The 12,095-nt window shown below is 46.9% G+C and carries 12 protein-coding genes; 9 read left to right on the forward strand and 3 right to left on the reverse strand.

Translation table 11 applies throughout. The features are described from left to right. Nucleotides 1-7: 7 nt before the first annotated feature. Complete coding sequence (locus EDC56_RS00200) at nucleotides 8-583, reverse strand: polysaccharide biosynthesis/export family protein (protein ID WP_123710527.1); 576 nt, start codon at nucleotides 581-583, stop codon at nucleotides 8-10. 329 nt (nucleotides 584-912) lie between these two features. On the opposite strand from EDC56_RS00200, the gene EDC56_RS00205 reads away from it, so the two are divergent. After that, the gene (locus EDC56_RS00205; RefSeq protein WP_123710528.1) at nucleotides 913-1,884 is read left to right on the forward strand and encodes a class 1 fructose-bisphosphatase; all 972 of its coding nucleotides are present in this window, start codon (nucleotides 913-915) and stop codon (nucleotides 1,882-1,884) included. Here the strand turns inward: EDC56_RS00205 and EDC56_RS00210 are convergent. Then, on the reverse strand, nucleotides 1,877-2,656 hold the full coding sequence (locus EDC56_RS00210; RefSeq protein ID WP_123710529.1) for a TatD family hydrolase: 780 nt from the start codon (nucleotides 2,654-2,656) through the stop codon (nucleotides 1,877-1,879). The two genes, EDC56_RS00205 and EDC56_RS00210, sit on opposite strands and share 8 nt — an antisense overlap. A 45-nt stretch (nucleotides 2,657-2,701) precedes the next feature. Between EDC56_RS00210 and EDC56_RS00215 the strand changes: the two genes are divergently transcribed. The 5 genes from EDC56_RS00215 to EDC56_RS00230 all read left to right on the forward strand — a co-directional run bounded on the left by EDC56_RS00215 (nucleotide 2,702) and on the right by EDC56_RS00230 (nucleotide 6,803). Further along, nucleotides 2,702-3,352, forward strand: a complete 651-nt coding sequence (locus tag EDC56_RS00215; protein ID WP_123710530.1) for a class I SAM-dependent methyltransferase — start codon at nucleotides 2,702-2,704, stop codon at nucleotides 3,350-3,352. Nucleotides 3,353-3,631: 279 nt separating this feature from the next. Continuing rightward, entirely contained in the window at nucleotides 3,632-3,808 is a 177-nt protein-coding gene (locus EDC56_RS19525) for a hypothetical protein (protein ID WP_162844029.1), read from the forward strand. A gap of 119 nt (nucleotides 3,809-3,927) precedes the next feature. Next, nucleotides 3,928-4,371 (forward strand): acyl-CoA thioesterase, encoded by a 444-nt coding sequence (locus EDC56_RS00220; protein ID WP_123710531.1) that lies wholly within the window; start codon nucleotides 3,928-3,930, stop codon nucleotides 4,369-4,371. 7 nt (nucleotides 4,372-4,378) lie between these two features. Continuing rightward, nucleotides 4,379-6,211, forward strand: coding sequence for a S9 family peptidase (locus EDC56_RS00225; protein ID WP_123710532.1), 1,833 nt, complete (start codon nucleotides 4,379-4,381; stop codon nucleotides 6,209-6,211). Between the two features lie 103 nt (nucleotides 6,212-6,314). Beyond that, nucleotides 6,315-6,803: an LEA/WHy family protein gene (locus tag EDC56_RS00230; RefSeq protein WP_162844030.1), complete on the forward strand. Its 489-nt coding sequence runs from the start codon at nucleotides 6,315-6,317 to the stop codon at nucleotides 6,801-6,803. 272 nt (nucleotides 6,804-7,075) lie between these two features. Here EDC56_RS00230 and lon read toward each other — a convergent pair whose 3' ends face one another. Further along, nucleotides 7,076-9,457: an endopeptidase La gene (gene lon / locus EDC56_RS00235; protein WP_123710534.1), complete on the reverse strand. Its 2,382-nt coding sequence runs from the start codon at nucleotides 9,455-9,457 to the stop codon at nucleotides 7,076-7,078. Between the two features lie 188 nt (nucleotides 9,458-9,645). On the opposite strand from lon, the gene EDC56_RS00240 reads away from it, so the two are divergent. The 3 genes from EDC56_RS00240 (at nucleotide 9,646) to EDC56_RS00250 (ending at nucleotide 11,844) form a co-directional block, all read left to right on the forward strand. After that, nucleotides 9,646-10,218, forward strand: a complete 573-nt coding sequence (locus EDC56_RS00240) for a hypothetical protein (protein WP_123710535.1) — start codon at nucleotides 9,646-9,648, stop codon at nucleotides 10,216-10,218. Nucleotides 10,219-10,348: 130 nt separating this feature from the next. Beyond that, nucleotides 10,349-11,380 carry a porin gene (locus EDC56_RS00245; protein WP_162844031.1) on the forward strand — a complete coding sequence of 344 codons (1,032 nt, stop codon included), beginning with the start codon at nucleotides 10,349-10,351 and terminating at the stop codon, nucleotides 11,378-11,380. A 92-nt stretch (nucleotides 11,381-11,472) separates the two neighbouring features. Next, nucleotides 11,473-11,844 (forward strand): hypothetical protein, encoded by a 372-nt coding sequence (locus EDC56_RS00250; protein WP_123710537.1) that lies wholly within the window; start codon nucleotides 11,473-11,475, stop codon nucleotides 11,842-11,844. Nucleotides 11,845-12,095 lie beyond the last annotated feature (251 nt).

The following is a 12,095-nucleotide window of genomic DNA, read 5'->3' on the forward strand; positions in this document are numbered from 1 at the left end:
TCGAACGTTAAGGGACGACCACCACATCACCAGACCTCAACATAATGTTGCTACTAAGATCTCGCCCTTTTCTAATAGCCGAATAATCAAAGCTTATTGCGGTCTGCACCCCTTCGCTGTCTCTGCGTATTACCTTGATATCATCTTCGTCAGCAAAGCTGTTTAAACCACCCGCCAGCGCTAGCGCCTGCGCCACATCCGTCTGCATCAATACATTAAACACGCCGGGCCGGTTAACTTTACCGATGACATAAATGTTATTTCCCGCCAGACTGACAATAGAGACGGTCACTTGTGGCTTGTTTTTCATGTAATTGGCAAGAGAGTCTTCAATAGCGTCGGTAACCTCTCCTACGTTTCTTCCACCAGCCTGCACTTCTCCAACCAAGGGGTAACTAATAAAGCCATCTGGCCTTACAATCACCTCTCTCGCCAACGCCTCTTCGCCCCAAATAAAAACACTCAATACATCGCCGGCATTGACATGATAATCCCCACTAGGAGACAGGTCGTCCGCATTCTTTTCTGCATATGCTGTAATCGACAGCAGACACAATAACAGTGCACTTATTAACATATTCATTTTATTATTATTCCCTCTTCCTTATTGCCGCGCATTGCCACTCGCTCAATGCACCAAGATTCTCACACACAGACTTAGCTTTACAATAAGTGTTGATAATCTTTACATTTTAGCGATTAATGGCTACCCCGCTGTTACCTTAGGTGGGGCGAAGTTACTAGTAAGTAACACTACTCACTTATTTTATCTCAACTTATAAGACCATTGCTCAACCGCATTTAGCGCTTACTTACTCTGTTATAGCGCCATTTTTATGTCGTGTTACTGTCAAACGCTAGTCTGTAATGCGATAATAGCTACCAAATGCCTTCTTAACCTTGGATTACAACATGCAAACCCTTTCTATGGCTCTCAGGCTTAACAACACTCCTGTAGAGCTCATCAACACACTCCAAACCATTGCTTTAGCAGGCAAAGATATCGACTTCAAGCTCAGGCAAGGGTCACTAGGGGGAGTGTTAGGCAGTGCGGGCAACCAAAACGTTCAGGGTGAGACCCAAAAAAAACTAGACGTCATATCTAACGACCTCCTTAAAAAGGTTCTGCTAGAATGCGGCTCAGTCAGAGCTATTGCCTCTGAGGAAGAAGAGACGTATGTAGAAGGCCCTAAAGATGGAAGTTATTTAGTTAACTTCGATCCTTTGGATGGCTCATCCAACATTGATATCAATGCCATGGTTGGCACCATTTTCTCAATCTACCCCGACCAGTCTACTCCCTTAAGTGAAGCTTCCTTTCTTCAACCCGGTAACAACCAGGTAGCCGCGGGATACATTTTATATGGCCCCTCAACGATGTTGGTACTCACTACTGGCCAAGGCGTACAAATGTTTACCCTCGACCCTGCCATGGGCGAGTTCATTTTGACCTCTGATCAAGTCAAAGTTAGTGAGCAAACACAAGAGTTTGCCATCAATATGTCCAATCAACGATTCTGGGCCGAGCCGATGCAAAACTACATTGGCGACCTTCTGGCCGGTAAAGAGGGCAAGCGAGCTAAGAACTTTAATATGCGCTGGGTCGCCGCCATGGTCGGAGACGTTCACCGCGTACTCTGTCGCGGGGGGCTTTTTACCTACCCTTGGGATAGCCGAGAGCCTAACAAAGCAGGGAAGCTCCGACTCATGTATGAGGCTAACCCAATGTCTTTCTTGATCGAGCAGGCCGGAGGACTCAGCTGGACTGACAGCGAGCGCATTCTCTCGATCCAGCCCACAGCAATACATCAACGCGTTCCGGTCATATTAGGCTCCAGCGAAGAAGTTAAGCAATGCCTAAAGAGTCACGGCGTCACTATCTAAACCTTTCCGCACAACGTGGTAAGGCCTCAAGAACGGCCTTATCACTTTGCTCTACCACCTCTTGCCACCCCTCCCCTCGTAGCGACGCCAACACACTGGCGATTAACGGTATTACCAATGGAGTATTCTCACAGTTCTTCGGTAAGAAGCTCGGCCGCATATCAGGGCTATCCGTCTCCAAAACAATACTACCCGTAGATAATTTAGCCACTACTCGCCTCAACCTTACAGCTCTCGGGTGGGTAATCGCCCCACCAACACCTAACTTAAAGCCCAACTTCAGCCACTGCTCTGCCTGTTGCTCGCTGCCACTAAAGGCATGAACAATACCACCGTTACTAAAACCTAGCTTACGCACAATGCCTATCAACTCATCAAGGCTTTGCCTTGCGTGCAAAATGACCGGCACCCCTTGCTCCTTTGCTAGCGTAAGCTGCTGATTCAGAATCTCTTTTTGAGCAGACAAATCTTCGCTATGGTGCAGGCGATTAAGCCCTATTTCACCAATGGCGACGACAGATGGGTGATTCAAAGACTGCTCTAACTGTAATAGGTCTGCCGAGCGGTGATCCTCCATAAAAGCCGGGTGTAAACCGAGCGCCAATGCACATTGACTATCTTGCTCCACCACCTCTAGCAACCTTGACCACGTATCAGCCTTAACGCCAGGTATAATGTAGCCCGTAATGCCTGCTGCCCTCATCCTAGCAAGCAGCTCAGCTCTATAAGTATCAAATATTTCAAAGTCTAAATGACAATGACTATCAATCATCTTCACTCCCCGTTACGCTAAGCTTTTATCGACTAAAGACCATCTATGCAAACCTCCACGCCCTCGATCTGCCCTTTATGTCAAAGCGACGAGCACCATCTATTCTACCGTGACCAGCTTCGTAGCTTTCTTCATTGTCAGCGGTGCTCCCTCGTCTATGTACCCTCTTGTTACCACCTCGGGGCTGAACAAGAAAAGGCCGAGTACGACCTCCACCAAAATAGACCAGACGATCAGGGTTACCGTAAGTTTCTTAACCGCCTTTGCGCCCCTTTGATTGAGCGCCTTACACCAAAGAGTCACGGCCTTGACTTTGGCTGCGGGCCGGGACCAACACTGTCATTAATGCTTGAAGAGCTCGGTCACCACGTATCACTCTTCGATATATATTACTGTAATACACCCGAGGTTCTAAACAAGCCTTACGACTTCATCACTGCCACAGAGGTTATAGAGCACCTCTCAAAGCCTGCAGAAGTACTAGATAAACTTTGGCAGCAAATAAAGCCAGGCGGTTATCTTGCGATTATGACCAAACTGGTTATCAATCAACAACGCTTTGCCTGCTGGCACTACAAAAATGACCGTACCCACATCAGCTTTTTTAGCCAAGCAACGTTTAACTATTTTTTCTCCAACAAAAATGCCTACATCGAGTATCTCGGTGATGACGTTATAATCATTAACAAAAGTTAATGGTTAATTGTTACCCAGGCTAAGCCTGATGATAGAGCCCTGTGTAAAAAAAGCTGTCACCCATCGACACAGTCGAATATCTAGATCGCTGCTGAGCGCAAAAAGTAACATACGCAAGACTGTACAACTGTCGGTTTTATTGGCAGTATTATTTTAAGTTAAATGATGACTCAGCGGTTATTAAATGTGGTTAAAGGAATTAACTCGCATACCTTACCGTAACATTTAACCCCTAAAATAAAAAAATTATACACACGGATCTTGTAGAGGGCATTAGATATGACTTCAGTACCACGTAGCAACACACTACCATCACGTGACGCTCTGCGTCATCAAATCGCAAACGAAGTGGCTGCATTTCTTTCCAGTGGCGGCAAGATTGATAAGGTCACTCGCCCCAACGAACCTACCTCACACACCCCAAAACCACGACCGTGGATGGGTGACATCCTGTAGTTGAGATTATGATCAATGCACTGCAATACCGCAGTGCATTGAGCTAACAATTTGACTCTGCTAAGACAGGTAACTGATGATAAGATCTCTCACCACGATAACAATGAGTGAGACAGCTGATGATTGCGCAAGAAATTGCTACGCCACCGATAGACATCACTACTATAGAAAGCCGTTGGGGCGATGAGGATCGCCTGGGACATATTAACAATGTCGTTTATTTCAGGTATTTTGAAGAGACACGGGTTCGCCTATTTGAACAACTATTTGGCGATAATTATCGACAAACTGCTTCATCTCCTGTTCTGGTCCACTCCGCAGCCAGCTACCTTAAACCATTGCATTACCCCAGCAGCGCCATCATAAAAAGTTGGCTACACCAATCCGGAAACACTAGCCTCACTCTCTACCATCAACTCTTTGATAGCCAATCTTCAGCCCTTTGCACCGTGGCCGAGGTTAAGCTTGTTTGGATCAACCTCAACAGCGGTCAATCGAGCCCTCTACCCCCCGCTATTAAAGCCTGGGCAGAACAACAAACCCGCGTCGATATCCCACGGTAGGTGACACTTGATTAGCGCAACACAGGCCTGCAGTAGCCTGCGAGAAATAAAGCAACTCCTTATACATAACGACACTTTACACGCTGTTATTAACTCGGCCTGCAACGACAACCGCTACCAACTCCATATAATAGCGCAGCAGCATGGACAGGCCCTGTACGCACAACTTGATTGTCATTCTTTACTCAATAGTTATGGCGGCGGCAGCGTAGCCAGCACATCATCAACACTATGGGTCAGCGACAAGCACGAGCTAGTATCGATAGAAAATGATCATGAATGCTCACGCAGATCCTCCATCACTGCGGGTGACCTCTGCACAGATGAGTTTTTTGATCGCTGTTTAGGCGTTGTAGAAGTCGATGAACAACAACACATTATCGACTGCCAAGCCCCCGACAAATACTTAATCTCTGGTGCTGATTTCTATTCCTCACCTTGCGTCTCACCCGATGGTCGTCATTTAGCCTTCGTCTGTCGAAACACGCCCAATATGCCTTGGGACAACAGCGAGCTTTGGATATGTCAACTCGACCAATCCGGGCACCCACTACCCCACTCACTCCTCCTTGTTAGCCAAAGCCAGTCGATCTCACTCAAAGACGGTGAGTCGATCAACCAGCCACAGTGGAGAAACAACTCACAGCTAGCCTTTATTTCAGATCGCTCCGGATACTGGGGCTACTACTACTATGACCTTTCGACATCGACTATTATGGCGCTCTATACACCAGCTGCAGAGCTCTGCGGTGCTGCTTGGGAGTCTGGGAACCATAACGTTGTACTACTAAATGACGGCGGCATTCTCTGTAGTGCCGTTATTCGTGGCCGCTGGCAGCTTCACCGGGTCTCTAGCACTGGCAAAGTAACCATCGTCGCCGGCCACAATCACGATAGTCTCTGTCACTTCAGCCAGCTCACACTACACAAAAACGCTGTCTATTTCGTCGCCCAAAGCAGTACCCTGGCCAGTAACATCTATTACCTCAATTTAGCCGATAACAGTATCGAAGCCGCACTACCTCCCGATAACTCCGGCAGGCTTAACACCCCGCCGCCCTCATACCTACAGTTTGGTCTTGGAGAGTCAGTTAGTTATGGCTATTTTTACCCCCCAACAACTGCTTCTGTCGCTGTTCCTCCACTCATCGTGAGAGCTCACGGAGGCCCTACCTCAGCGACAACCGCATCCCTCGACCTTATCACCCGCTACTTTAACGAGCGGGGCTTCGCTGTGCTCGATATAAACTATCGTGGCAGTACAGGCTACGGTCGTTCATACAGACACAGCCTCTATGGCCACTGGGGAGTGTCAGAGGTCGAAGACACCGCCAATGCCATCGAGCTACTTGCCAGCAAGAAATTAATAGACCCCCGACTCGTTTTTGCACGCGGCAATAGTGCCGGCGGTTACATGACCCTTTGCCTAGCCACCTTCAGCTCTCTTCTTGCCGGCGGCATGGTTAGTGCTGGAATATCAGATCTTAAGTTACTCGAAAAGAATACCCACCGCTTCGAACGTTTTTATATTCAACAGCTGCTCGCAGCCCCCTACTCACCAAGTCATAGCAGCCCTTGGTATCAGAGAAGCCCGATCCATTTCGCGGATAGCGTTCAACAACCATTGCTTTTCGTACAAGGAAAACAAGACAATATCTGCCCTACTGAGCAGGCAGAGCATTTTATTACCGTGCTACAAAAGAATGATCTTGCTTACGATTACCTCTTATTTGCCGATGAGCACCACGGTATCAAGAAAGAAAGGAATATGCATAAGGCACTGTTGCGTGAATTAGCCTTTTATCGCGCAATTATCAAAAAACATCGAGCTAATATATAACTAAGTCAAACAGCAACCCGGCACAGGCGAGACTGAGTTACCAACGGACCATTGCAAATGCTATCTTCAGGCACACGATAACGCCTTATCAATGGAGAGCACTTTGTCACGATTTAACCTCACGAAATATACTATCTTATTCTTGACGCTATTAATCAGCTCATGCAGCAGCCTAAAAATTCCATTTGACCAACCCAAAGTCGAGGTCGTTGCCCTTAAGGCAGTGCCTAGCTCACAAGCTATCCCTAACTTTCTTATCACCCTCAGAGTAATCAACCCCAACGCTCAAGCGATTAATATTCGTGGCATCTTCTACACCGTTAACATTGAAGGTTACGACCTGCTAAGCGGCGTCAGCAATGATATCCCAACTGTCGAAGGCTATGCAGAAACGAATATTGAGCTCACCGCTAAGGCCAGCCTTATTTCGGGTATCCGACTCATGGGAAAGCTAGTTCAAAAACCACTTGATGCTCTTAATTACACTGTTACCGCCAAAATCGATAGCGGCTCGATAATGGGCGCGATCAAGGTTTCTCATGACGGCATACTCAGTCTCGATAACACCGGCACGACAACAAAACAGCGATAACATTCGGAAAAACACAGCCTCGTCCGAACGGACTAGGGAGCACACCGTATGGCTTTAGGTCATTCTCCGAATTACCGCCAGCAACACTTTTACCTATGATGGCTGCAATTTCAAACATCACATTAATTATAGGTAAAAAACATGATTGCTCCCTTCATTGCTACACTCAGTCTCTTCCTCGTCGCTGCAATTATTGCCGACGAGGCAATGTCCTAAAACAGCGAAAAAATACAAGAGGTAAGGCACCACCTCTTGTATTCTCATCAGATCAGCTAGGCAAAAACGACATTATATACATCGCGGTATGTACGCGCATAGTGAACACTAACCCCTTCTTGCAGGTAATCTGCTAGCTCTGCAAAATCTCTTCTGTTAGCTTCCGGCAAGATCAACTCATTGATCCCCCCTCTCTTCGCCGCAATCACCTTCTCCTTGATCCCCCCTACTGCCAAGACTCGCCCGCTCAACGTCAGCTCACCCGTCATCGCAATACTCCGTCGCAGCGGTTTACCCTGAGCCAAAGAGATAAGTGATGTCGCCATCGTCACTCCGGCGCTAGGGCCATCTTTCGGCGTCGCTCCTTCTGGCACATGAAGATGAATCGCAGCTTTATCGAAAAATGCTTTATCCCCATCAAAGGAGGGTAAGTTAGCCATAACATAGCTATAGGCGATCTGCGCGGACTCTTTCATCACATCACCCAACTGCCCGGTAAGCTGCAATTTTCTGCCTAACTCATGCACCTTATTAGCCTCAATTGTCAGAGTCGCCCCTCCCATAGAAGTCCAAGCTAAACCTGTAACGACACCAACACCTCGCTGGGGCAACTCTCGATCAAAAGTTGGTTGCCCAAGCCAGCGCTCAACCTCCTTTTTGCCAATACGAACCGCTGTTGCCTCAGTCTCTAGTAATCGGACTATCGACTTCCTAATCAACTTGCCCAGTAGTTTCTCCAAGTTACGAACGCCTGCTTCACGCGCATAACCCTCAATGAGGTAGCGCAGCGCCGCATCACTAATCTTCACTGTTGAGCGTTTCACGCCAGCACGATTAAGTAGCTTAGGCCAGAGGTGCTGCTTGGCAATTGCCAGCTTTTCCTCTGCAATATAACCCGCCAACCGCAGTATCTCCATACGGTCGAGCAAGGGCGCGGGGATTGTATCAAGCTGGTTAGCGGTGCAGACAAACAACACCTTTGAAAGGTCGATACGTAAATCGAGATAATGATCCAAGAAGTCAGCATTCTGCTCTGGATCCAGCGCCTCAAGCAATGCAGAAGCAGGATCGCCTTGGAAACTAGCGCCGATCTTATCAACCTCATCCAGCATGATAACGGGGTTCTCAACTTCAACCTCTTTTAAGGCCTGCACGAATTTGCCCGGCATCGCGCCAATATAGGTGCGACGGTGCCCTTTGATTTCTGCTTCATCGCGCATACCGCCGACACTAAAGCGGTAAAACTTCCGCCCTAAAGCATCCGCTATCGACTTACCAATCGATGTTTTACCCACTCCTGGCGGTCCTACTAACAACATAATAGAACCGGAGATTTCACCTTTATAAGCTCCTTGTGCAATGAACTCAATAATCCTATCTTTCACGTCACTAAGACCATTATGATGCTTTTCCAGCACCTCTCGAGCGGGCCCCAGCTCGAGCCGGTCAATTGAATGCATGCCCCACGGCAGCTCAGTAACGCAATCGAGATAGTTACGCGTCACACCATACTCTGGTGACCCCATCTCCAATACGGACAGCTTAATCATTTCGTCATCTATACGAGCTGAGACATGATCAGGTAACTCTTTACCTTCTAGTCGCCCTCTAAACTCATCAACGTCAGATGTCTTATCATCCTTGGTTATACCCAGCTCTTTTTGAATTAACTTGAGCTGCTCACGCAAGAAAAACTCACGCTGCTGTGCACTGATCTTATCGTTGACTTGTTCAGACAATTCACCCTGTAATTTAGCCACCTCCAACTCTTGCCTCAATAGCAACAAGACTGCATCCATACGCTCAATCAAGGGTACCGTATCAACGATATTCTGTAGCTCATCGTTACTAGCAGTCGTAATTGAAGCCGCGAAGTCGGCAAGCGGAGATGGGTCATTGGGTCCAAACCTATTGAGGTATTGGCGTAACTCGTCTGAGTACAGCGGGTTAAGTGGGAGCAACTCTTTGATCACCGCCAAAATAGCAATGGATCTAGCCCGCAAACCGCTGTCATCCTCAACTGGCGCATCTGGATACTCAACCTCAACCTGATAAGGTGGTGACTCTCGTAACCAACGCACTATACGAAAGCGGCGTCTTCCCATCGCAATCAGATGTAAGTACTCACCATCACTTTCAACACTCTGCACCCTCGCAACACAACCGGTTAATGCTAAATCATCGACAGAGAAATCGCCCTCTTCAACAGGGCAGTAAATAAGCCCTACATAGGGCTGGTCCGCCTCCGATACACGATGGATCGTCTCAGCCCAACGCTCACTCGTTACCGTCACCGGTTGCATCTGAGCGGGGAAGAAAGGCCTGCTAGAAATAGGCAGCAATTCAATAACATTCGGCAATACCTGATCAGGCAGTGCGATAGATTTATTTTCAGCAGCCGCTTCTGTTTCTATATTCTCATTTAACTCTGCTACCACTGCCCTACCTCATTCTACGCCGATTACAGGTTGCCAGGCTGTTGCAGGGATTGCCTCAGTGACTGACATCTAACCTATATGGGGTCGCAACAAGCAAATTCCAATAAGTGAAGCGCGCAATACGCGACAACACTCACCCATTGCTACACTGATTAATATCCCTTTATCGTATAGAGGTGTATTAAGGTATGCTTACAAGAAAACATAACTTAGCCTGTTTCCTTTTACTGATGGCCGTTACCACAGCGTTGTCGCTAAGTATCTATCAGTCAGGAAGAAGCTTCCAGGCTAGCTCTAGCCTTATGCTAGAACAAGATATCCCTCGACTTACCACCATTAATTCGCTTAATTCAGAGGTAGGCAGACTACTAACAATCTATACCAACCTAAAAAATACGCCATCGCCAATACAGCCTAATCTAGAATTGGCACACAGCTTACTCGCTGCTAGCATCATAAACTTTCAAGAGCCTAATACTTTAAAAAAGTTACAGCTTAAACTCTGGAAAATAGAAAAGATTTCTAACAATAATAGCCAGATCATCCTTGAGCTGGAAGCAATACAGAGTAACCTGAAAACAATACAACAAAGCCTCACCTTCAAGCTAAGTGAGCATGGCCGAGAAAGTATTCAGCAAGCAATAACACTCAGCGGACGAATTGAACTTTATACTGTCATCATTTTCATCGTGGGTACCGCCCTCACCTTAACTCACCTCCCTTCACGCGAATATCCAGCAAAAAACAACCTACAAAGCTAGTGCAGCAAGACAACATTCTTGTAATAAAACCGTTACCGTTCCGTCACATCTATGTAATATGTGCTGACCATAATACATGCCATTAAATGTATGGATAGCTAAAACAAACTTTGGAATGAACTGGAGATGTATGATGAACGTAAATAAATTAACGGCTGCGCTACTAGCAACCACAGGCTTGGCCGTCACTTCCGCTTACGCTGACACTGATGTTACTGTCTACGGCAAGCTCAATGTCACCGCAGAGAATGTCGATAACGGTGATGACTCAACAGCTAAGCTTAACTCAAATGCCTCACGCTTAGGCTTTAAAGGCAAAACCGGCTTAACAGAGAGCACCTCCGTTATCTACAAGATGGAATATGAAGTTGCTGTCGACGACGGCGACACTAAAGATGGCAACGCCTTTAAGCAGCGCAACATCTACATCGGACTAACGGGTGACTTTGGTACTGTCTTCGCTGGTAACCATGACACAGCCCTAAAGCTATCGCAAAACAAAGTCGATGTGATGAACGACCTTAACGGCGGCGACATGAAGAACGTGCTGGTAGGGGAAACGCGCGCTAAGAACATCATTAACTATACAACCCCTAGCTATAGCGGTTTCAGCGCCACTATTCAGCCAATCCTCAACGAAGGTGATAATATCACTGGTGAAGATGGTGATAAGGAAGATGGCTTCTTCGACTCATTCTCGTCTTCCGTTAACTGGGAAAATGACAGTTTCTACGTTGCCCTTGCTCATGACAACAATGTAGCGACTAAGTCAGCGCTTGAGCATGACGCCTTTGATAATACCCGTCTCGTTGCACAGTATAAAATTGCTGCTCTTACCTTTGGCGCGCTTTATCAAGTCTCTGATTATCAGGGCGTCGATGCTAGCAACCTAAATGAAGATAGCTTTACTGGCTATCTTGTCAGCGCAGCTTATAAGATCAACAAGCAGTGGAAGGTTTATGGTCAAGTGGGCCAATCTGACATGCCAATTGAATATGTCGACACCGATAAAAACGAGCAGTACGGTATCGGCGTAGACTATAACTTTAGTAAGGCCACCAAGGTCTTTGGCTTCTATAACAGCTTAGAAGCGACAGAGAATGTTAGTAATAACAAAGAAGAGCTGGACGTTTTAGGCCTTGGTCTACAGCACAAGTTCTAAATAGAGACAGCTTTACCAATACCACCGAAAAGGGGGGAGTGCGATAGCGCTCCCCCCTTTTCACTATCTTTAGCGACAAAAGGGATCCACTCATGAAAACAATGCTGACAATTACCATCATCACATTGAACCTGTTAAATTACGCTCATGCCGCAGAATCAACTGTCGATGACGCTGACAGCTTAAATTTCAGCAATTTTCATAAGGATGACAAAATAAAGCTCATTGATAGTGAGAAGCCTCAAAAAGCTATCATGATTAACGGCGAAAAAAAGACGACATCAACAAACAAGAACCACATTGCAACGGCACAGTACCAACTCACAAGTAACCGTCATAAAGCCGAGCAAGCAGTACAAGAAAAAGCCGCTCTCCTCTGCCCTAAAGGATGGAGAGAAGCGGATCAGTGGATAAAAAAGAACGGCAATAAATTTACTATCAACTATGAATTTAGCTGCCGATAATAGGTGAGTGTTACTGACACAAACTATTGCGAGCCAAGAAGCAACAACCCAAGCAATCACTACAGCCCACCACTCACCTGGCTCGCCTCCCCCTGCACCACGCCATTCATTAGCAATTTAGCCTGTCCCCTCCAACACTAACCATAGATTTCGCCACAGGCATAAAAAAACCCCGTAAGCGCGAGCTTACGGGGTTTTAGCATAAGAGCCTGACAATGACCTACTCTCACATGGGGAAGCCCCACACTACC

Origin of the sequence: Sinobacterium caligoides (assembly GCF_003752585.1) — a bacterium.
Lineage (GTDB): Bacteria > Pseudomonadota > Gammaproteobacteria > Pseudomonadales > Sinobacteriaceae > Sinobacterium > Sinobacterium caligoides.

Excerpts from the sequence above, each read along its gene's own strand:
- EDC56_RS00200 (WP_123710527.1), bottom strand. The coding sequence starts at position 583 with ATGAATATGTTAATAAGTGCACTGTTATTGTGTCTGCTGTCGATTACA.
- EDC56_RS00205 (WP_123710528.1), top strand. The coding sequence starts at position 913 with ATGCAAACCCTTTCTATGGCTCTCAGGCTTAACAACACTCCTGTAGAG.
- EDC56_RS00210 (WP_123710529.1), bottom strand. The coding sequence starts at position 2,656 with ATGATTGATAGTCATTGTCATTTAGACTTTGAAATATTTGATACTTAT.
- EDC56_RS00215 (WP_123710530.1), top strand. The coding sequence starts at position 2,702 with ATGCAAACCTCCACGCCCTCGATCTGCCCTTTATGTCAAAGCGACGAG.
- EDC56_RS19525 (WP_162844029.1), top strand. The coding sequence starts at position 3,632 with ATGACTTCAGTACCACGTAGCAACACACTACCATCACGTGACGCTCTG.
- EDC56_RS00220 (WP_123710531.1), top strand. The coding sequence starts at position 3,928 with ATGATTGCGCAAGAAATTGCTACGCCACCGATAGACATCACTACTATA.
- EDC56_RS00240 (WP_123710535.1), top strand. The coding sequence starts at position 9,646 with ATGCTTACAAGAAAACATAACTTAGCCTGTTTCCTTTTACTGATGGCC.
- EDC56_RS00245 (WP_162844031.1), top strand. The coding sequence starts at position 10,349 with ATGATGAACGTAAATAAATTAACGGCTGCGCTACTAGCAACCACAGGC.
- EDC56_RS00250 (WP_123710537.1), top strand. The coding sequence starts at position 11,473 with ATGAAAACAATGCTGACAATTACCATCATCACATTGAACCTGTTAAAT.